Annotated in this window: 19 protein-coding genes, 1 pseudogene and 1 riboswitch; of the genes and pseudogenes, 11 read left to right on the forward strand and 9 right to left on the reverse strand. The window is 65.7% G+C overall.

The features are described 5' to 3' along the window. Positions 1-59: 59 nt before the first annotated feature. The 3 genes from BLS60_RS20030 to cbiE form a co-directional block, all read right to left on the reverse strand. Positions 60-770 (reverse strand): (2Fe-2S) ferredoxin domain-containing protein, encoded by a 711-nt coding sequence (locus BLS60_RS20030; protein ID WP_092371641.1) that lies wholly within the window; start codon positions 768-770, stop codon positions 60-62. Between the two features lie 150 nt (positions 771-920). After that, on the reverse strand, positions 921-1,646 hold the full coding sequence (locus tag BLS60_RS20035; RefSeq protein ID WP_092371644.1) for a cobalt-precorrin-6A reductase: 726 nt from the start codon (positions 1,644-1,646) through the stop codon (positions 921-923). Next, positions 1,643-2,848 (reverse strand): precorrin-6y C5,15-methyltransferase (decarboxylating) subunit CbiE, encoded by a 1,206-nt coding sequence (cbiE, locus tag BLS60_RS20040; protein ID WP_092371720.1) that lies wholly within the window; start codon positions 2,846-2,848, stop codon positions 1,643-1,645. Before cbiE ends, BLS60_RS20035 begins: the two co-directional genes overlap by 4 nt. Positions 2,849-3,172: 324 nt before the next feature. Continuing rightward, positions 3,173-3,374: riboswitch (cobalamin riboswitch) on the forward strand. A 96-nt stretch (positions 3,375-3,470) separates the two neighbouring features. On the opposite strand from cbiE, the gene cobG reads away from it, so the two are divergent. From cobG to BLS60_RS20065, 5 genes are all read left to right on the forward strand, one after another. Further along, positions 3,471-4,826 carry a precorrin-3B synthase gene (gene cobG, locus BLS60_RS20045; protein ID WP_092371648.1) on the forward strand — a complete coding sequence of 452 codons (1,356 nt, stop codon included), beginning with the start codon at positions 3,471-3,473 and terminating at the stop codon, positions 4,824-4,826. After that, positions 4,823-5,455, forward strand: a complete 633-nt coding sequence (locus BLS60_RS20050) for a precorrin-8X methylmutase (RefSeq protein ID WP_092371651.1) — start codon at positions 4,823-4,825, stop codon at positions 5,453-5,455. Before cobG ends, BLS60_RS20050 begins: the two co-directional genes overlap by 4 nt. An 8-nt stretch (positions 5,456-5,463) precedes the next feature. Next, the gene (locus BLS60_RS20055; RefSeq protein WP_070882585.1) at positions 5,464-6,216 is read left to right on the forward strand and encodes a precorrin-2 C(20)-methyltransferase; all 753 of its coding nucleotides are present in this window, start codon (positions 5,464-5,466) and stop codon (positions 6,214-6,216) included. Between the two features lie 164 nt (positions 6,217-6,380). Further along, entirely contained in the window at positions 6,381-8,048 is a 1,668-nt protein-coding gene (cobJ, locus tag BLS60_RS20060) for a precorrin-3B C(17)-methyltransferase (RefSeq protein WP_092371654.1), read from the forward strand. 115 nt (positions 8,049-8,163) lie between these two features. Then, complete coding sequence (locus tag BLS60_RS20065; protein WP_092371657.1) at positions 8,164-8,685, forward strand: hypothetical protein; 522 nt, start codon at positions 8,164-8,166, stop codon at positions 8,683-8,685. Here BLS60_RS20065 and BLS60_RS20070 read toward each other — a convergent pair. The 3 genes from BLS60_RS20070 to hemF form a co-directional block, all read right to left on the reverse strand. Beyond that, positions 8,678-9,682, reverse strand: a complete 1,005-nt coding sequence (locus BLS60_RS20070; protein ID WP_092371660.1) for an Ldh family oxidoreductase — start codon at positions 9,680-9,682, stop codon at positions 8,678-8,680. The two genes, BLS60_RS20065 and BLS60_RS20070, sit on opposite strands and share 8 nt — an antisense overlap. A 151-nt stretch (positions 9,683-9,833) precedes the next feature. Further along, positions 9,834-10,655, reverse strand: coding sequence for a shikimate dehydrogenase (gene aroE, locus BLS60_RS20075; RefSeq protein ID WP_092371663.1), 822 nt, complete (start codon positions 10,653-10,655; stop codon positions 9,834-9,836). A gap of 58 nt (positions 10,656-10,713) precedes the next feature. Next, positions 10,714-11,637, reverse strand: coding sequence for an oxygen-dependent coproporphyrinogen oxidase (gene hemF, locus BLS60_RS20080; protein WP_092371666.1), 924 nt, complete (start codon positions 11,635-11,637; stop codon positions 10,714-10,716). Positions 11,638-11,810: 173 nt separating this feature from the next. Here hemF and BLS60_RS20085 point away from each other — a divergent pair, with 173 nt between their 5' ends. Beyond that, on the forward strand, positions 11,811-12,788 hold the full coding sequence (locus BLS60_RS20085; protein WP_092371669.1) for an NADPH:quinone reductase: 978 nt from the start codon (positions 11,811-11,813) through the stop codon (positions 12,786-12,788). A gap of 311 nt (positions 12,789-13,099) precedes the next feature. On the opposite strand, the gene tsaC is transcribed toward BLS60_RS20085, so the two are convergent. The 3 genes and pseudogenes from tsaC to BLS60_RS20100 form a co-directional block, all read right to left on the reverse strand. Then, positions 13,100-13,657: an L-threonylcarbamoyladenylate synthase type 1 TsaC gene (tsaC, locus tag BLS60_RS20090; protein WP_092371672.1), complete on the reverse strand. Its 558-nt coding sequence runs from the start codon at positions 13,655-13,657 to the stop codon at positions 13,100-13,102. 40 nt (positions 13,658-13,697) lie between these two features. Beyond that, a complete protein-coding gene (dprA, locus tag BLS60_RS20095; RefSeq protein ID WP_092371675.1) occupies positions 13,698-14,810 on the reverse strand; it encodes a DNA-processing protein DprA in 1,113 nt (370 codons plus the stop codon). 166 nt (positions 14,811-14,976) lie between these two features. Continuing rightward, positions 14,977-16,003, reverse strand: a pseudogene (locus BLS60_RS20100) (LysM peptidoglycan-binding domain-containing protein). A 151-nt stretch (positions 16,004-16,154) separates the two neighbouring features. Here BLS60_RS20100 and def point away from each other — a divergent pair. The 5 genes from def to BLS60_RS20125 all read left to right on the forward strand — a co-directional run bounded on the left by def (position 16,155) and on the right by BLS60_RS20125 (position 20,693). Beyond that, positions 16,155-16,661, forward strand: a complete 507-nt coding sequence (gene def, locus BLS60_RS20105; protein WP_092371678.1) for a peptide deformylase — start codon at positions 16,155-16,157, stop codon at positions 16,659-16,661. 79 nt (positions 16,662-16,740) lie between these two features. After that, positions 16,741-17,682, forward strand: a complete 942-nt coding sequence (gene fmt / locus BLS60_RS20110) for a methionyl-tRNA formyltransferase (RefSeq protein WP_092371681.1) — start codon at positions 16,741-16,743, stop codon at positions 17,680-17,682. Beyond that, positions 17,679-18,992, forward strand: a complete 1,314-nt coding sequence (rsmB, locus tag BLS60_RS20115; protein ID WP_070882443.1) for a 16S rRNA (cytosine(967)-C(5))-methyltransferase RsmB — start codon at positions 17,679-17,681, stop codon at positions 18,990-18,992. The genes fmt and rsmB overlap by 4 nt, the downstream gene beginning before the upstream one ends. Next, on the forward strand, positions 18,989-20,362 hold the full coding sequence (gene trkA / locus BLS60_RS20120; protein WP_070882442.1) for a Trk system potassium transporter TrkA: 1,374 nt from the start codon (positions 18,989-18,991) through the stop codon (positions 20,360-20,362). Before rsmB ends, trkA begins: the two co-directional genes overlap by 4 nt. A 10-nt stretch (positions 20,363-20,372) precedes the next feature. Next, a complete protein-coding gene (locus BLS60_RS20125) occupies positions 20,373-20,693 on the forward strand; it encodes a tetratricopeptide repeat protein (RefSeq protein ID WP_092371684.1) in 321 nt (106 codons plus the stop codon). Positions 20,694-20,698 lie beyond the last annotated feature (5 nt).

Genomic DNA, 20,698 nt, shown 5'->3' on the forward strand with positions numbered 1-20,698 from the left:
CGGACAGGTGCGGATAATTGCCAGTCCCGGGTATCGCTGCGCTCAACCCAGGCTACGGACTACGGCCGTTGCATCATCAGCTCGGGGACCGGGCGTCCGGCGACCAGCTGCTCGTCCACCAGGCGCACCACGTCGGCTTCGCTGCGCACCTGGTACCAATGACCTGGCGGATAGACGCTCAGTGTCGGCCCCTGATCGCAGGGAAACTGACACTGGGTGCGGGTGATGTGCACGCCGCCGTCGCACTCCAGGCGTCCGGCGGCTTTGACTTTCTCGCGCAACATTTTCCACAGCCCCAACGCGCCGCGGCGGGTGCAACGTGGGCCATTGCAGAGCAGCACGCGGTATTCGTGGGCGGGGACCTTCGACCAGGCATGGCTGCCAGGCAGAGCCGGCACCTCGACGCAGCCGAGGTGCAGCTCCGGCCGCTCGATCAATGCACAGGCGGCGCCGGCAGCATCGGCATCGAGCTGGCCAAACAGGCTGGTGACGAATACGCGCTCGCGATCGGTCTTGGCAGCGAGTTCAGCGCGTAGCCAGTCGACATGCTGGCTGCTGCTCTGCGGCTCCAGGTCGATCACCAGCAGCGGGCCGCTGCCGTCGCCCACACGTTGCCAGAGGCCGTCGTAGCCAGCGCCGGTGTCGACGATATCGGCCAGCGCCGCCGCGCCGCGCAGCTCGACCAAACGGCCACGAAACAACTCGGCGAACGAGCCGTCGAGCAAGTCCGGGCCAGCGAATAGCACCTGGGCATAAGGCGTGGCAGTCATGGTCGGGCTCCGCAAAAAGTGCGGCAGTTTAACAGCGTGGTCAGTTCGTAGCCTGGGTTGAGCGCAGCGATACCCAGGTTGGCCCTTGGATTTGGCGTACATCTGGCAGAGCGTTCCCCGGGTTTCGCTGCGCTCTACCGCGGGCTACGGCTAGAGGCCAAGCCCCTGCAACGCCTGCCAGAGCGCTTCGGGTTCGCTGAATTCGCGGTCTACAGCGGGCAACAGCGGCCGCTGCAGCACCAGCACCGGCACGCCGCGCTCACGGGCAACTTGCAGCTTGTGCTCGGTCGCCGCGCTGCCGCTGTTCTTGCTCACCAGCACATCGCAATCGAGGCGCTCGAACAACGCGCGCTCGTCCTCCAGGCTGAACGGTCCGCGGGCGCCGATCACTTCGGCGCGCGGCGTAGCGGGCTGGCTGTGCAGGCAGCGCACCGTCCAGTGCTGATGGGCGGGAATCTCATGCAGATGCTCCAGTGGCTCGCGGCCGAGGGTGAACAGCGGACGCTGAAAGTCGCCAAGTGCAGTGATCAGCGTCGGCCAGTCGACTACCTCGCGCCAGTCGTCCTCGGGCGAAGCCTGCCAGCCCGGCCGACGCAGCGCCCAGCAGGCGATCCCGGCCTGTTGCGCGGCGCGGGCTGCGTTGTGGCTGATCTGCGCGGCATAGGGGTGGGTGGCGTCGACCAGAAGGTCGATACCCTGCTTGTGGATAAAATCCGCCAGGCCTTCGGCGCCGCCGAAACCACCGACGCGTACCTGGCAATCGAGATCATTCGGTACCTTGCCCAGCCCGGCCAGGCTGTAGATATGCGCCGGGCCGAGGCGCCGGGCGAGAGTCAGAGCCTCGCCGATACCGCCGAGCAACAACACACGACTCATGAGGGCTTGGTGACCTGCAGCAGGGTGATCGGCAACGCGGCGCGCCAGGTGTCGAAGCCGCCGAGCGGTTTGGCCTGGGCCACGTCGATGCGGGTCAGCTCGCCGCCATGCTCGCCGCGAAAGGCGATCAACGCTGCCTCGCTCTGCAGGGTCACGGCGTTGGCCACCAGCCGCCCCCCGGGCTTGAGCGCCTGCCAGCAGGCTTGCAACATGCCCGGCACGGTAACGCCACCACCGATAAAGATCGCATCGGGCGCCGTCAATCCGTCCAGCGCCTCGGGCGCGCGGCCGGCCACCAGTTGCAGATTCGGCACGCCAAGGGCATCGCGGTTGTGGGCGATGTGCGCCTGGCGCCCTTCGTCCGCCTCGATGGCGATGGCCCGGCAGCTGGGGTGCGCGCGCAGCCATTCGATGCCGATCGAGCCGCAGCCAGCCCCCACATCCCAGAGCAGTTCGCCGGGCAGCGGCGCCAGACGCGCCAGGGTGATGGCGCGCACGTCGCGTTTGGTGAGTTGCCCGTCGTGGCGGTAGGCATCGTCCGGCAGGCCGGGGGTGAGCGGCAGACACCTGGCATCGTGGCTGGCGATGCAGTCGACTGCCACCAGATTGAGATCGGCAGCGCGCTGCAACGACCAGCCGTCAGCCAGGCCATCGATGCGCCGCTCCCGCGCGCCGCCCAGGTGTTCGAACACGCTCAGGCGACTGGGGCCAAAACCGCGCTCGCGCAGCAGTTCGGCGATGGCGGCAGGGCTCTCGCCATCGTTGCTCAGCACCAGCAGGCGCACGCCGGGATGGATCTGCGCCTGGAGCGCCGCCAGCGGGCGGCCGACCAGCGACACCAACGGCGTGGTCTGCAACGGCCAGCCGAGACGCGCCGCCGCCAGCGAGCAGGACGACGGGGCGGGCAGGATATGCAGCTCCTCGCTCGGCAACTCACGGGCCAGGCTGGCACCGACACCAAAGAACATCGGGTCACCGCTGGCCAACACGCAGACTGGCGTGCCGCGCTGTTCCAGCACCGGCGCCAGGGAAAAGGGTTTGGGCCACAGCTGATGCGTGGCGCGGATGCACGGCGGCAGCAACGCCAGTTGGCGCTCGCTGCCAAACACCTGATCAGCCTTGAGCAACGCATGCCGCGCCGCCTTGCCGAGGCCGGTGTAGCCGTCTTCTCCAATGCCCACGACGGTCAGCCAGGGTGTCATGCGTTTTTCCTCATTATCAGAACGGCCGTGCCGGAGGATGACGGTGAACGAAGCGGTGCTCATCAGTCAGCCTTGATGGGTATCGTCGCTGCACTCCTCAACCCTACGGACCTCATCAGCTATAAAGGCACCGGCGTGCTTTCCGCTGGGTGGATAACGCTTTTCTGTCCACCTTTGCAATGCTGGAGCGGCGGACGGAGAGCGTCGTCCACCCTACGTCTACGGGGCAGAGGCAGCCTTTTGCATGCGCCTGCCAAAGGGCCGCGAGCCGCGCACTGCTTCGTATCCGACGACGCGGCTTTTCATCCGGGCGCGCAAAGCGGGCATAATAGCGCCTTCGTCGGTGTCCGTCGGCTACGTGGTACGTAGACGCGGGCCTAAGAGGGAACACGAGCAGAGCACTCTGCCGCGTGGCTGCCCCCGCAACTGTTGCAGCGAGCGCGCCAATCGCCACTGGGAAACCGGGAAGGCCGGCCACGCGCCATGACCTGCAAGCCAGGAGACCTGCCGACGGATTCAGTCGCATGTGCCCACACCGGGCGGGGTGTCCCGGTGATAGAAGCTCGCTCTTCTCTGGCCTATCCTCGAACGGATGCCCATGTGACCCGACCCCGGTGATCCGTTGAAACAGGCCCAGCTCGATCCATCTCCAGCCTTTCGCCCCTCGGCCTGCCCGGGGTTGCTGCGTATCGTGCAGGCAAAGGATGGCGGCATCTGCAGAATCAAACTGGCCGGCGGCCGCCTCGACGCAACCCAGGCCGAGCGCATCGCCGACGCTGCGCAACGGCATGCCGGCGGCGTGATCGAAGCGACCAACCGCGCCAATCTGCAGATCCGTGGCATCCGTGCCGGCAGCGAAGAGGCGCTGATCGCCGAGCTCTTGGCGGCGGGACTTGGGCCCCGCTCGCCAGGCGCCGACGATGTGCGCAACCTGATGATCAGCCCCGCCGCGAGCCTCGACCCGATGGCGCTGGTCGATGTATCGCCCCTGGCCGCTCGCCTGCTGGACACTTTGGAAAACACCCCGCGCCTGCATGCGCTGTCGCCAAAGTTCGCCGTGCTGCTCGATGGCGGCGAACGCCTGGCGATGCTTGAACACCCTCATGACATCTGGCTCAGCGCCCTGCAGTTCGATGGGCAGATCGGCTACGCCTTCGGCCTGGCCGGTTGCCCGCCACAAGCACCTGGAGATGCACCCGCGCTGGCGGTTGTTCCTGAGGCGCACGCCCATGAGCTGCTGCTGGCGCTGCTCGATCTGTTCCTCGAACTGGCGACGCCCGAGCAGACGCGCATGCGCCATCTGCTGCTGACCCACCCAGCCGCCGAGCTGTTGCAGCGCCTGAACGAACGCATGGGCGACGTGCTGCTGAGCGCGGATGCGTGGCGCCGCTGCCCTGCCGGCACACAGGCACCTATTGGCATCGGCACCCAGCGCCAGCCGGGACGCGTGCATATCGGTGGTGTGCCACCGCTGGGCCGGCTCAACGCCGAACAGCTGCTGGGCCTCGCCGCGCTGGCGCGTCGCCTGGGTGACAGCAGCCTGCGCCTGACGCCCTGGCAGAGCGTGTTGCTGCCGAATATCGCCGAAGCCGATGCGATGGCAGTCCTCCAGTCGATGCAAGGCCTCGGCCTACTGGTTGACGCCGACGCGCCCTTGGCCCGGCTGATTGCCTGCACTGGTTCCAGCGGATGCGCCAAGGGCCTGGCCGACACCAAGGCCGATGCGCGCCGGCTGGCCGAAGGGTTGCCCACTGGTAGCCAGCAACCGGGCATTCACCTCAGCGGCTGCAGCCGTTCCTGCGCCGCCGCTCACCGCGCGCCGGTGACCCTGCTGGCGGTCGCCGAGGGACGCTACGACCTGTTCGCCCGCCAGGCGCACAGCACCGATTTCGGCACGCCACTGGCGCGCCACCTGACACTCGACGAGGCCCGCGAGCTGCTGGCCTCGCTTCCCGATACTTGGAGTTTCACCCAATGACCGATTACATCCGCGATGGTCAGGAGATTTATCGCAATTCCTTCGCCATCATCCGCGCCGAGGCCGACCTGAGTGCCATTCCGGCCGATATGGAGAAGCTCGCCGTGCGGGTCATCCACGCCTGCGGCATGGTCGATGTGGTGCAGGATCTACGGTTTTCTCCGGGTGCAGGTGCGGCCGGGCGTCACGCCCTGGCCAACGGCGCGCCGATCCTTTGCGATGCGCGCATGGTCGCCGAAGGCGTGACCCGCGCGCGCTTGCACGCCAGCAACCCGGTGGTCTGCACCCTCAACGATGCCGGCGTGCCGGAGCTGGCCAAGAGGCTGGGCAACACCCGCTCGGCGGTGGCCCTGGAGCACTGGCGCGCGCACCTCGAAGGCGCAGTCGTGGTGATCGGCAATGCGCCCACTGCGCTGTTCTATCTGCTCGACATGCTCGCTGCTGGTGCCCCCAAACCAGCGTTGATTCTCGGCTTTCCAGTGGGCTTCGTCGGCGCCGCCGAATCCAAGGACCTGCTCGCCAGCACCTTTGCCCAGCACGGCGTGCCCTACGTGATCGTTCAGGGCCGGCGTGGTGGCAGCGCCATGGCAGCTGCTGCGGTCAATGCGCTGGCCACGGAGGTCGAGTGATGACCGGTATGGACCGTCCCGGCAAAGGCCGCCTGCTGGGCCTGGGCGTCGGCCCGGGTGACCCGGAACTGATTACCGTCAAAGCCCTGCGCCTGCTCAAGGCATCGCCCGTGGTCGGCTATTTCGTGGCCAAGGCCAAGGCCAATGTCGGCCAGGGCGGCAACGCCTTCGGCATCATCGAAGCGCACCTCGACGACAGCCAGCAGCGCCTGCCACTGGTCTACCCGGTGACCACTGAAAAGCTCGAGCCGCCGCTGACCTACGAGACCGTGATCAGCGACTTCTATGACACCTGCGCAGTACAGATCGCCGAACACCTGGATGCCGGCCGTGACGTGGCGGTGATCTGCGAAGGCGACCCGTTCTTCTACGGTTCCTACATGTACCTGCACGACCGCCTGGCCGAGCGCTACGAGGCCGAAGTGATTCCCGGCGTGTGCTCGATGCTCGGCAGTGCGGCGGTGCTCGGCGCGCCGCTGGTGTACCGCAACCAGAGCCTGTCGGTGCTTTCCGGCGTGCTGCCCGAAGACGAACTGCGCGAGCGCCTGCGTGATGCCGAAGCCGCCGTGGTGATGAAGCTCGGCCGCAACTTCGAGAAAGTCCGCCGGGTGCTGCAGGACCTTGGCCTGCACGAGCGCGCTCACTACGTGGAACGGGCGACCATGGCCAACCAGCGCATCGTGCCGCTGGACGAGGTCGAGCCGATGGCCTCGCCCTATTTCTCGATGATCGTGGTGCCGGGTGAAAAGTGGCGCGGGTGAAAGCAGCCAGCGTTCTTATAGGAGCATCGCCATCGGCGCGAATTGATAGCCACTGTAACGCCGTTGCCCGTGCCCTTCACCGCGGGGGCGCGGCGCCTACAGGTTCTCCCTCACTGTTTCATGCTGTCAGCACTCTTGCGCTCGCTTTGGACAATTAAATTTCTATGACCTCTTCGCCCGCCATCATCATCCTCGGCCCCTCCGCCCTGGCCACTGCCCGGCGCATCCAGGCGCTTTATCCACAGGCCGCCATCCATGGCCTGCATGGGCGGGTGGACGCCGATCAGGCCTATGACGATTTCGGCGATAGCCTGCGCAACCTGTACCGCAGCGGTGCGCCGATCATCGCGCTGTGCGCAGCCGGTATCGTCATCCGCAGCCTGGCGCCGCTGCTCGCCAACAAAGGTGCCGAGCCACCCGTGCTGGCCGTGGCCGAGGACGGCAGCGCCGTGGTGCCGCTGCTCGGCGGGCTGGGTGGGGTCAACCGCATGGCCCGAGAAATCGCCGCGACATTGGGCACGCAGGCGGCGATCACCACCAGCGGCGAGCTGCGCTTCGGCACCTGCCTGCTCGATCCACCGAGCGGTTACGCCCTGGCCAATATCGAACAAGGCAAACGCTTCGTCTCCGACCTACTCGGCGGCGAAAGCCTGCGCATCGACGGCGACGCGCCCTGGTTGGCCGCAGCAAACCTGCCGCTGGCTGACGACGCCGCCCGCACGGTGCGCATCACCACACGCCAGGGCGCCGCGCAGCACGACGAACTGCTGATCCACCCGCGCACGCTGCTGGTGCTGATTAATAGCGCAGGCGATGACCTGGCTGCGGAGATCGGTGCGGCACTCGACCAGGCAGGCCTGGCCGCCAAGGCGCTGGCCGCCCTGCTCGCCCCGCACGCCCTGATGGCCGACAAGCGCCTGGCCCAGGCCGCAGCTGAGTTGGCCATCCCGCTGCGTTTCATCGCTGCGGACGAGGCGCTGCCGGCACCCGTGCACGGCAGCACGAACCTGCAGCTGCTGCAGGCCGCATCCCCAGACGCGGCGCAAACCATTGGCCGCCCACGTGGCCGCCTGAGCGTGATCGGCCTGGGCCCCGGCGCCGCCGAACACCTGACCCCGGCGGTACGTCGCGCGCTGGACGAAGCCGAGGACCTGCTCGGCTACGAAACCTACGTGAAGATGGCCGAACCGCTGCGCCCCGAGCAGGTGCGCCACTGCAGCGACAACCGGGAAGAGCTGCAACGCGCCCGCCATGCCTTCGAACTGGCTGCCAGTGGCCGCCGCGTGGTAGTGATTTCCTCCGGCGACCCGGGCGTATTCGCCATGGCGGCAGCCGTGCTGGAAGCCCTTGAAGCAAGCGATGCACCCGCCGACTGGCACGCCGTCGAGCTGCAAATCCTGCCCGGCGTGTCCGCCGCCCTGGCCGCCGCCGCCAAGGCCGGCGCGCCGCTGGGTCACGACTTCTGCCTGATCTCCCTGTCGGACAATCTCAAGCCTTGGGCGGTGATCGAAAGCCGCCTCGACCACGCCGGCGCCGCAGACCTGGCGATGGCCTTCTACAACCCGATCTCCAAAGCCCGCCCCTGGCAGCTCGGCCGCGCCTTGGAAATCGTCCGCCAGCACCGCACGCCCGACACCGTGGTGGTGCTTGGCCGCGACATTGGTCGCCCCGCCGAAGCCTTGCGCGTGCTCAGCCTGGGCGAGCTGACGCCAGAGATGGTCGACATGCGCACCCTGGTGATCATCGGCTCCAGCCAAACCCGCCGCTTCCCCCGAGGCGATGGCGGTGAGTGGGTGTATACGCCGCGCAGTTATCCACAGCTGCAGCCGTAACAACGCGCTGGGTTTACACCAGCTTTACATCCGCCTGACGTCACCTTGCACAAGCTTCCCGATAATCGATCCTGCCCAACCGTCTGGTCGGGCTGTCGATTCTCTGGAGCCCACGATGAAAGCAAGTCTCCCCCGTACCGCTGTCGCCGCACTGTTGCTGGCGGCGCTTTCCCTGAACGCGATGGCTGGCCCCGGCGGGCCGTGTGGTGGCCCAGGGGGCCCGAGTGGTCATCGCGGGCACGACGGCCCCGGGCCAGGCTGGGGCGGCCCGGGCCCACGGCATGGCCATGGCCTGCCGGACTACGCCCGTGAACTGTGGATCGGCAGCGCGCTGTACTTCGTCGCCGCCGGCAGCTACTACATGTGGAACGCCGACCGCAGGCAATACATTATGGTCGAGGCGCCGCCGGTAGCCGTAGCGGCCCCTGCGGCCAATTACACTGTGATCGCCTATCCAGCCCGCGGCCAGAACGCCGACCTGCAGGCCCGCGACCGCTATGAGTGCCACAGTTGGGCGGTCAGCCAGAGCGGTTTCGATCCGGCTACCGCCATCAGCGCGCCGGCCGCCAGCGCCACCGACTACTACCGGCGCGCACTGGGTGCCTGTCTGGGCGGACGCGGCTACAGCATCAACTGAGCAGCGCCTTCAGATCGTCATAAAGTGCCTGGGGAATCTGTACGCCATTGGTAAGGCTGCGGGCGCGCGCGTCGTAGCGACGCTGCGAAGGCAGTCGCGCGCCCTGCTCCTGAATCCCCTCGAACAGCACCTCGGCACGGGCCAGGTGCTCGTCGGCCGCCGCGCCGAGAAAGCGCTGCGGGTCGAGGGCGATGATCAGCTCGCCGTGGTACGGCGACGACTTGCTGTCGGCGTCATAAGCCAGGGATTCGGCGCTGGTCAGGTCGCCGATCAGCGGCCCGGCAATCAGCTCCACCATGGCTGCCAGCGCCGAGCCCTTGTGCCCGCCGAAAGTCAGCATGGCGCCGTTCATGACCGCCTCGGCATCAGTGCTGGGCTGGCCATTGGCATCGATGCCCCAGCCTTCCGGGATGGCTTTGCCGGCGCGCCGATGCAGCTCGATGTCGCCGCGAGCGATGGCACTGGTGGCGAAGTCGAAGATGAACGGCTGCTTGCCCGCCCGCGGCCAGCCGAAGGCGATGGGGTTGGTCCCGAAGATCGGCTTGCTGCCGCCCGCCGGCGCTACCCAGGCATGGCTCGGGTTGCACGCGAGGGCCACCAGGCCGGCTTCGGTGAGCGCTTCGATTTCCACCCACAGAGCGGAGAAATGCACACAGCGGTTGATCGCCAAGGCGGCGATGCCGTTAGCGCGAGCCTTGTCTTTGAGCACCGGCAAGCCGGCCTGGAACGCCAGTTGGGAGAAACCACCGCGCGCATCCACGCGGACAATCGCAGGCGCCTGGTCAATCACCTCTGGCTCGGCATCGGCGACCACCTTGCCCGCCTTGAGCGAACTCACGCAGCCCAGCACGCGATACAACCCGTGGGAGGCGCAGCCATCGCGCTCACCGGCAACTACCGTGGTAGTAACAGCCTGGGCCTGCGCTTCGCTGAAGCCGGCCCGGCGCATGACCGACAGCACCAACTCACGGGCTTCTTCCAGGGACAGCCGAATCATCGTCAACTCCTTTGGCTAGGCCCGGCACGGGCCGTTGCGCGCCCACAAGGGCACGGTAAGTCTTCAAGACTGGCGCCGGCGGCGCCGCACGGCTTGATCCGTTTGGCTCACCCAGATGACGATTTCGGCACAGGCAGGTGCCTGAAGGCGGTCAAGCCGTCAGCAGACGACGCAACTCGGCCAGTACCGGGGCGCTGTCCGGGCGCACGCCGCGCCACAGGTGAAAAGCTTCCACGGCCTGCTCGACCAGCATGCCAAGGCCGTCGAGGGTGCGTGCAGCGCCCTGCGCCGCGGCCCAGCGGTTGAACGCAGTGGGGCCTGCGCCGTACATCATGTCGTAACAGCAGGTGTGGCCCGGCTGGATCAGGCTGGCGGCGATCGGCGGCAGCTCGCCGGCAAGGCTCGCCGAGGTGCCGTTGATGATCAGGTCCACCGGCGCATCGATCCAGTCGAAACCGCTGGCGACCACCGGGCCGAGGTCGGCGAACTGGCGGGCCAGTTGCTCGGCCTTGTCCACCGTGCGGTTGGCGATCACCAGGCTTTGCGGCTGCTGCGTCAGGAAGGGTTCGAGAATACCGCGCACCGCGCCACCGGCGCCAAGCAGCAGGATGCGCTTGCCGCGCAGCTCGATCCCTGCATTCACGGTCAGGTCGCGCACCAGGCCGGCACCGTCGGTGTTGTCACCGAGCATGCTGCCGTCTTCCAGCTTCTTCAACGTATTCACGGCCCCGGCACGGCGGGCGCGCTCGGTCAGGCTGTCGGCCAGGGCGAAGGCCTGTTCCTTGAACGGCACGGTCACGTTGCCGCCGCGGCCATCGGTGAAGAAGGCCCGGGCGTAGCCTTCGAAATCCTCCAGCGGCGCCAGCAGCGCCTCGTAGCTCAACGTCTGGCCGGTCTGCTCGGCGAACAAGCGGTGAATCAGTGGCGACTTGCTGTGGCCGATGGGGTTGCCGAATACACCGTAGCGATCCATGAAAGTTTCCGTGCGCGAAAGCCAAAGGCGGCAAGCCTGAAGCTTTTGCCCGCGCGCTTCAAGCCTCGGGCTGCAGGCCGAGCCAGTCGCGGTCGGTGAGGTAGTAGTCGGTCAGGCGCTCTTCCTCGCTGCCCGGTTGGGCTTTCCAGTCGTAGCCCCAGCGCACCTGCGGCGGCAGCGACATGAGGATCGACTCGGTACGCCCGCCCGACTGCAGGCCGAACAGCGTGCCACGGTCGTAGACCAGGTTGAATTCCACGTAGCGGCCGCGGCGGAACTCCTGAAACTCGCGCTGCGCCGGGGTGAACGGCAGGGCCTTGCGGCGCTGCACGATGGGCAGGTACGCCTCGATATAGGCGTCGCCGATTGCGCGGATAAAGGCGAAGCAGGTGTCGAAACCCCACTCGTTGAGGTCATCGAAGAACAGTCCACCAATACCGCGCGGCTCGCCGCGGTGCTTGAGGTGAAAGTAGCGATCGCACCAGGCCTTGTAACGCGGGTAGACGTCCGCACCGAACGGCGCGCAGGCCTGCTCGGCAACCCGGTGCCAGTGCACGCAGTCTTCTTCGTTGCCGTAGTAAGGCGTCAGGTCGAAGCCGCCGCCGAACCACCAGACCGGCTCTTCACCTTCCTTCTCGGCGCTGAAGAAACGCACGTTGGCGTGCGAGGTCGGCACGTGTGGGCTGTGCGGGTGAATGACCAACGATACGCCCAGCGCCTGGAACCCACGCCCGGCCAGCTCGGGGCGATGAGCACTGGCCGACGGCGGCAGGCTGTCGCCAAACACGTGGGAGAAATTCACCCCACCCTTCTCGATCACCGCACCGTCACTGATGACCCGTGTGCGACCACCGCCACCGCCCGGACGCTGCCAGGCGTCTTCGATGAAACTGCCCCGGCCATCCTCGGCTTGCAGGGTGGCGCAGATACGGTCTTGCAGGTCGAGCAGGTAGGCTTTTACGGCCTCGGTCTGGTCACTCACGGGCTTACCCTGGTTGCGGCGAAATCGGCGGCTAGCATAGCACCGGGTATCCGCACTCCGCAGTTGACGCGGGTCAACGACAGGTGCGACGTTCAGCCGCTGAGAAAAAAACGGTTTAACCCCGTACCGCGCTCGCGGTCTATTGCACTCATCTTTAAAGCAGGAGCAAAACGATGGCCAAACGCATCCAGTTCAGCCGCCACGGCGGCCCCGAGGTTCTCGAATACGCCGACTACCAGCCGGCTGCCCCTGGCCCTCATGAGGTGCGTGTGCATAACCAGGCCATCGGCCTCAATTTCATCGACACCTACTTCCGCAGTGGCCTGTATGCGCCGCCATCGCTGCCGTCCAGCCTGGGCACTGAAGGTGCCGGCTTTGTCGATGCCATCGGCTCCGAGGTCAAGGGCTTCCAGGTCGGCGACCGCGTCGCTTATGCCACGGGCCCGCTGGGTGGCTACAGCGAGTTGCACGTGCTGCCCGCGGACAAGCTGGTCAAACTGCCCGATGCGATCAGCTTCGAGCAGGCCGCAGCAGTGATGCTCAAGGGCCTGACCGTGCAATACCTGCTACGCCAGACAGCCGAGCTGAAAAGCGGCGACATCATCCTGTTCCATGCGGCCGCAGGTGGCGTTGGCTCATTTGCGTGCCAGTGGGCAAAAGCTCTGGGCGTCAAGCTGATCGGCACGGTGAGCTCGGCGAAGAAGGCCGATTACGCCAAGCAGCAAGGTGCCTGGGCGACCATCGACTACAGCCATGAAGACGTCGCCCAGCGCGTACTGGAACTGACCGATGGCAAGAAATGCCCGGTGGTCTATGACGGCGTCGGCAAGGACACCTGGGAGACCTCGCTGGATTGCGTCGCGCCGCGTGGGCTGCTGGTCAGCTTCGGCAATGCGTCCGGCGCCGTCACTGGCGTCAACCTCGGCATCCTCTCGCAAAAAGGCTCGCTTTACGTCACCCGCCCGACCCTGGCGGGCTACGCCAATACGGCGGATAACCTGCAGAAGATGGCCGATGAGCTGTTCGGCATGATCGCCAAGGGCAAGCTCAGCGTGGAAATCGCCCAACGTTATCCACTGAGCGAAGCGGCCACCGCGCAGACGCTGCTGAGCGACCGCAAGACCACGGGCTCGACGATTCTGGTGCCGTAAGTCGGGGTGAGGTCCGCTGCCTTTTGGCTTTCCCTATGGCGAAAGGTAGTGGGCTTTTTGTGGCCAGTGGGTACGGTTGCAGCGGTGGATCGGTGAAGCGTGATCCACCCTACAGTTCTGTTGCCATAAACCTATTGAGTCTGGCTAGAGCCGTTTATGAGTTTGCGAGCTAGAGCCATGCAAGGCCTAGGCGGCCCCGCAAAACAGGCGAGGAAGCGGCCGGGGGCGCGGCCGACTGTACTGTTGTACATGAGCATTCCGAGTCTGTTTTTAACGCCGCAGGGCCGACGCGCAGCTGATCATAAACGGCTCTAGGCTGGTCGGCGTACGTCGCCGGTAACTAGATCACGTATCACGCTCGGATTACGCCGCCCGCCCAGGGCACCGCCCAGTACGGCGTCCAACTGCCTCGGGAAATACTGCTCGACCCGCAAGCGCGAACGCGCCGCCGGCCGACCGGCAGGATTGGCCGAGGTCGACACCAGGGGCCCGCTCAGCGCACACAGTTCGCGCACGCGCGGATGATCGCTGACACGCAGGGCGACGCTGTCGTGCTCGCCGGTTATCCACTGCGGCAGACGATCCTGATGGGGCACCAGCCAGGTGTTCGGGCCAGGCCAGGTGCTGGCCAGGCGGTCCTGCCAGAGCTCGGGCAAATCCTCGAGCAGGAAGTCGAACTGGCGAATAGTGTCGGCCACCAGAATCAGCCCCTTGCGCACCGGCCGCTCCTTGAGCGCCAGCAGACGATCCACCGCCATTTCATCCCAGGGGTCGCACCCCAATCCCCATACCGCCTCGGTCGGATAGGCGATAACGCCACCGGCGCGAACCACGCGCGCGGCCTGCTGAACCTGCCAACTGGTGATCATGGCTCGTCTCCCAAAAAACACTGGGCGCAGTGTATCCAAGCTAGGGCTTGCAGCCCACCCACAGCCCGGCTTCGCAGGCGACTCGGCCATCGAGTTCCAGCTCGGTCAGCGCGGCGAGCACCTCGGGCAGCGGCCAGCCGCTGGAGTGGGCAAGCGCCTCGCTGCTATGCGGCGCGGCGTGCAGCAGCATTAGCAACGGATGGGCTGGCGGCGGCGTTCCCTCTGCGCTCGCCGGGGCATCACCACTGGGCGTCTGCCAGCCACGCAAGGCTTCGAGAATGTGCTCGATGCTTTCCACCAGCGTCGCGCCGTCACGAATCAGCTGGTGACAGCCCTTGGCGCCCGGGTGATGAATGGAGCCGGGAATCGCGTACACCTCGCGACCCTGCTCTGCCGCCAGGCGTGCAGTGATCAACGAGCCGCTCAACGGGCTGGCCTCGACCACCAGCACACCCAGCGAAAGGCCGCTGATAATCCGATTGCGCCGCGGAAAGTTGCTGGCCTGCGGCGGGCTATCGAGCGGCAGCTCCGAGATCAGTGCGCCACCCCGCTCGATAATGTCCTGCGCCAGGCGCTTGTGGCGCGCTGGGTACAGGCACTGCAAACCGGTGCCGAGCACGGCGACGGTGTGCCCCTCAGCATCCAACGCACCCTGATGCGCGGCACCATCGATGCCCAGCGCCAGTCCGCTGGTAATCACGAAACCACCGCGGGCCAGGCTGCGGGCGAAGCTATGCGCCGTGTCCAGACCCGGCCGTGACGCACGACGGCTGCCGACCATTGCCAGTTGCGGCCGCTCGAGCAGTGTCGGGTCGCCAGTGACAAACAGCAGCGGCGGTGCGTCGTGGATTTCTGCGAGCAAGGCGGGATAGTGCGGGTCGTCCCACATCAGTACCTGTTGACCGGGCGCCTGCAGCCATTCAAGGCTGCGCCGTGCTCGTTCACGCACCTCAGAACTGCGCCGCGCCTCGGCGCATGCCAATGGCAAGCCCAGGGAGCTCCAGGCACTGGCTGGCGCACTGAGCGCCGCAGAGGCACTGTCGAAAGCGCTGAGCAACTTATGGAAACGCTTCGGCCCCAGCTCCGGCAGGCAATGCAGGCGCAGACGGGCTTCAAGTTCGGCGGGTGATAAGGCACGGGGGGATTGCGACATGGCTGATCATCCTTGATCGATCGCGCCGCCAAAGGGCACATCTAAAAACGTAAGCGAGGCGGTCAGCACAAAGCAAAACAGTGATGACACGCAGCTGGTTTTTATAAGTGCCCAGAGCGGCGGTGGTAGAAAGCACAAGCCCCGCAGAGGCGGGGCTTGTCGAGTGTTACGGGTTGCGGACCTTGTCCATCACCGCCAATTGCCGCGAGGCATTGAGGATCAGGCCATAGCTGAGTTTGTCGTAGGTGCGGAACACCATCAGCAGGCCAGCGCGCTCGTCCGGGATCTTCACCGAATCGCCGGTAACCCGATCCCGTACGGTTTCGCCGGTCTTGTAGACGGCCAGTACGTTGCCGATTTCCAGACCGTCGCGAGCACCCTTGTTGAGGGTGACCACGTCGAACTGGCCGATCTGGCTGACGCCGCGTGGCACGTCGAGGATCAGACCTTTGACGTCCACGCTCGGCTCGCTGGGCATGAATGTCGAGTTGATCGCGCGCTCCTCGGTGGGGAACAGGCGATCGCCGTTGCGTACTTCCTGAGTGGTGCGGGTCAGGTTGAGGGTACCGATGCCCTCCTCCTCGGCGACGATCTCTCCACCACCGATGTCATCGGCATTGATGCCGAGAAATTCCTTGGTGTCCGGATCGGTGTAGGTCTTGCCCTGACGGAAGATGCCGTACACCGGCTCGGCCGGGTCGAAACTGCCGCGGGCGTAGACACGATCACCCGCGCCGCTGACCACGCGCTCGGCATTGCCGGCAACGATGTACGGCGCGCTCTGGAATTGTTCGGGTTTGTCGATGATGCGGTTCTTCAGCAGGAAGCTGTTGATCGCCTCCAGCGGAATGGTCGGAATAGCTTCGGCCATCGGTGTGCTGCGCACTTTCGGCGACAGCTTGATGGTGCCACGCGACTCGCCACGGCCCAGCATCAGGCGTGGTTGACCGTCGATATAGACCAGGCTCAATACGTCGCCGGGGTAGATCAGGTGCGGGTTTTGCACCTGCGGGTTGGCGTGCCAGATTTCCGGCCACTTCCAGTGGCTGACGCAGGAACTTGCCGGAAATATCCCAAAGGGTGTCACCCTTCACGACCGTGTAGCGGTCGGGGTGGCCTTCCTTGAGCTGCACCTCGGCAAGCGCCAAGCCGCTCGCGGCGACCAGCAACAGGGCGAGTAGTGATTTCCTCATGCGGTGAATCCCTTTATTATGTGGCTTCGCGTGAAGCGCCCTAGCGCCGCGACAGAACCCAGTAAAACCGCGGCGTGAAGCCGTTTTTCAATGCTGCCGTCATCTTAGCAGCGGATTTTAAATTTATTCCACAAGTGCATCACAAACGCATATGGCGATTTTAAACATCCTCGAATTTCCCGATCCGCGCCTGCGGACCATCGCCAAACCGGTGGACGTGGTCGATGACGCCGTGCGTCAGTTGATCGATGACATGTTCGAAACCATGTATGACGCCCCCGGTATCGGCCTCGCCGCGACCCAGGTGAATGTGCACAAGCGCGTCGTGGTCATGGATCTGTCCGAAGACAAGAGCGAGCCGCTGGTATTCATCAACCCGGAATTCGAATCGCTCACCGAAGAGATGGATCAGTATCAGGAAGGCTGCCTGTCGGTGCCCGGCTTCTACGAGAACGTCGACCGCCCGCAAAAGGTCAGGATCAATGCGCTGGGTCGTGACGGGCAGCCGTTCGAAATGATTGCCGAAGGGCTGCTGGCCGTGTGCATCCAGCACGAGTGCGATCACCTCAACGGCAAGCTGTTCGTCGACTACCTGTCTACGCTCAAGCGCGACCGCATCAAGAAGAAGCTGGAAAAGCAGCACCGCCAGCAGGCCTGACCGGGCCCACAGCAAAGGCTTGCCGCGGCAAGCCTTTTGTTTTTTCAGCGCCCTCTATTTGCCAGTACAGCGAGACACCATGACCGAAGCTCTGCGTATCGTATTCGCCGGCACCCCGGAATTCGCCGCCGCCCACCTCAAGGCGCTGCTCGACACGCCGCACCAGATTGTCGCCGTCTATACCCAACCGGATCGCCCCGCGGGCCGTGGGCAGAAACTGATGCCAAGCCCGGTCAAGCAGCTGGCGCTGCAACACGACATTCCCGTCTTGCAGCCGCCAAGCCTGCGTGACGCTGCGGCCCAGGCCGAATTGGCCGCGCTGGCACCGGACCTGCTGGTGGTGGTCGCCTATGGGCTGATCCTGCCGCAGGTGGTACTCGATATCCCGCGCTTCGGCTGTATCAATAGCCATGCCTCGCTGCTGCCCCGCTGGCGTGGTGCGGCGCCAATCCAGCGCGCGGTGCAGGCAGGCGATGCCGAGAGCGGCGTCACCGTGATGCAGATGGAAGCTGGTCTCGACACTGGGCCCATGCTGCTCAAGGTGCGCACGCCAATCAGCGCAGACGATACTGGCGGCAGCCTGCATGACCGCCTCGCCGAACTCGGCCCACCTGCGGTAATCCAGGCCATTGCCGGCCTGGCCGGCGGCACGCTGATGGGCGAAGTGCAGGACGATGCTCAGGCCAACTATGCGCACAAGCTCAACAAGGACGAGGCGCGCCTCGACTGGACGCGCCCTGCCGACGAACTGGAGCGGCTGATCCGCGCCTTCAACCCCTGGCCGATTTGCCACAGCACGCTCAATGAGGCGCCGCTGAAGGTGCTTGCTGCCCGCCTCGCTGAGGGCCACGGTCAGCCCGGCGAGATCCTCGCGGCCAGCAAGGACGGCCTGACCGTTGCCTGCGGCGGCGGCGCGCTGCTGCTCACCCGCCTGCAGTTGCCGGGCGGCAAAGCGCTGAATTTCAGTGATCTGTACAACAGCCGCCGCGAGCAGTTCGCCGTCGGCACGGTGCTGGCATGAATCCCAGACTGGCAGCCGCCCGCGCTTTGGCCGCGGTACTTGAAGGCAAGGCGTCGCTGGGCAGTAGCCTGCCGCCGCTCCTCGACAAGGTCGAGGCCCGCGACCGTGGCCTCGCCCAGGACCTGGCGTTCGGTGCCGCACGCTGGCAACCGCGCCTGGCGCTGATCGCCGACAAGTTGCTGCGCAAGCCCTTTAAGGACGGCGACCGCGACCTCGAAGCACTGCTGCTGATCGGCCTGTACCAGCTGTTCTATACGCGCATCCCCGCCCACGCGGCGATCGGCGAGACAGTCGGCTGCGTCGACAAGCTGAAAAAGACTTCGGCCAAGGGCCTGCTCAATGCAGTGCTGCGCAATGCTCAGCGCGACAGCGACAGCCTGCTCAAAGAGCTGGACCGTGACCCAGTGCTGCACACCGCCCATCCGCGCTGGCTGCAGAAGCAGCTCAAAGCATTCTGGCCCGAGCACTGGCAGGCGATTTGCGCCGCCAACAACGCTCACCCGCCGCTGATTCTGCGGGTTAACCAGCGTCACGGCAGCCGTGACGATTATCTCGCGCGCTTGCGCCAGGCCGGTTTCGAGGCCGAGCCCTGCTCCTTCAGCCATGACGGCATCCGTCTGCTGCAGGCCTGCGACGTGACGCTGCTGCCCGGCTTTGCCGAAGGCCACGTCAGCGTGCAGGACGAAGCCGCGCAGCTGGCCGCCGAGCTGCTGCAACTGGCGCCTGGCCAGCGTGTGCTGGATGCCTGCGCAGCGCCGGGCGGCAAGACCTGTCACCTGCTCGAAGCTGAGCCAGGGCTCAGCGAAGTGGTCGCCGTGGACCTGGAAGCCAAGCGCCTGCTGCGCGTACGCGACAACCTCGACCGTCTGCGGCTCGACGCCACGCTGATCGCCGCCGATGGCCGAGATACCGCCGCCTGGTGGGATGGCAAGCCATTCCAGCGCATCCTCCTCGATGCGCCCTGCTCCGCCACGGGCGTGATTCGTCGCCACCCGGATATCAAGCTGACCCGCAAGCCCGACGACATCCCGGCGCTGGCCGCGCTGCAAGGCGAGCTGCTCGATGCGCTGTGGCCGACCCTGGAGGTCGGCGGCATCCTGCTCTATGCCACGTGCTCGACCCTGCCGACGGAAAACACCGAGGTGATCGAGGCGTTTCTAGCCCGCACGCCGGGTGCCCGCGAACTCGACATCCTCGGGCCGTTCGGCCTCAAGCAACCCCACGGCCGGCAGCTGCTCGCCCAGCAGGACGGCCACGATGGCTTCTACTATGCCAAGCTGATCAAGATCGCTGCAGGAGCCACCCGATGAAGATCATCATCCTTGGCGCCGGCCAGGTTGGCGGCACCCTCGCCGAGCACCTGGCCGGCGAGGCGAACGACATCACCGTGGTCGACACCGATGGCGACCGCCTGCGCGTGCTCAGTGATCGCCTCGATATCCGAACCGTACAAGGCAAGGGCTCATTCCCGACCGTGTTGCGCCAAGCCGGCGCCGACGATGCCGACATGCTGGTGGCGGTCACCAACAGCGACGAAGTCAACATGATCGCCTGTCAGGTGGCCTACACCCTGTTCCATACGCCGACCAAGATCGCCCGCGTACGCGAACCGGCTTACCTGACCCGCACCGGGCTGTTCGACAACGAAGCGATCCCGATCGACGTGCTGATCAGCCCCGAGCAGGTGGTGACCAACTACATCAAGCGCCTGATCGAATACCCCGGTGCGCTGCAGGTCATCGACTTCGCCGACGGCAAGGCGCAGCTGGTGGCGGTTCGCGCTTACTACGGCGGCCCGCTGGTCGGACAGCAACTGCGCCAGCTGCGCGAGCACATGCCCAACGTCGACACGCGGGTGGCGGCGATCTTCCGCCGTGATCGGGCGATCATGCCGCAGGGCGATACGGTGATCGAGGCCGATGACGAGGTGTTCTTCATCGCCGCCAAAGCCGATATCCGCGCGGTGATGAGCGAGATGCGCCGCCTCGAGGAAGGTTACAAACGTGTGGTCATCGCCGGCGGCGGCAACATCGGCGAGCGCCTGGCCGAAGCCATCGAAAGCCGTTACCAGGTGAAGATCATCGAGATGAATCCGGCCCGCTGCCGCTATCTCTCGGAAAGCCTGGAAAGCACCATCGTGCTGCACGGCAGCTCCTCCGACCGCGACCTGCTGGTGGAAGAGAACATCAAGGATGCCGATATCTTCCTGGCCCTGACCAACGACGACGAAGCCAACATCATGTCGTCGCTGCTGGCCAAACGCCTCGGCGCGCGCAAGGTGATGACGCTGATCAACAACCCGGCCTACGTCGACCTGATCCAGGGCGGCGAGATCGATATCGCCATCAGCCCGCAGCTAGCCACCATCGGCAGCCTGCTGACCCATGTGCGCCGTGGCGATATCGAAAGCGTGCACTCGCTGCGCCGTGGCGCTGCCGAAGCCCTCGAGGTGATCGCCCACGGTGACGGTCGCTCAAGCAAGGTGGTCGGCAAGGCGATCAAGGACATCTCGCTGCCGTCGGGCGCCAGCATCGGCGCGATCATCCGCGATGACCGGGTGCTGATCGCCCACGACGTGTCGGTCATCGAGTCCGGCGACCATGTGATCCTGTTTCTCATGGACAAGAAGCACATCCGCGATGTCGAACGCTTGTTCCAGGTCGGCCTGACCTTCTTCTAAGGAGCCGTAAATGAGCACCGAAGCACTGGAAAAGATGCTCGCCAAGGGTGTGGATAACTCGCTGCTGCGCTTCGGCCTGGGCAAAGGCTATCTGGATGCGGGCAATGCTGCCCAGGCGGCTGAGCATCTGCAGCGCTGTGTCGAGCATGATCCGCAGTATTCGGCGGCCTGGAAACTACTCGGCAAGGCTCACCAGGCGGCGGGCAATCCCGACGCAGCACGCAGCGCCTGGCAACGTGGCGTGCTGGCGGCCCAGGGCAAAGGCGACAAGCAGGCAGAGAAGGAAATGAGCGTATTCCTGCGCAAGCTGGACAAGAGCGCTAGCGCCTGAATCAC

This window comes from Phytopseudomonas seleniipraecipitans, assembly GCF_900102335.1.
GTDB classification, from domain to species: Bacteria; Pseudomonadota; Gammaproteobacteria; order Pseudomonadales; family Pseudomonadaceae; genus Aquipseudomonas; species Aquipseudomonas seleniipraecipitans.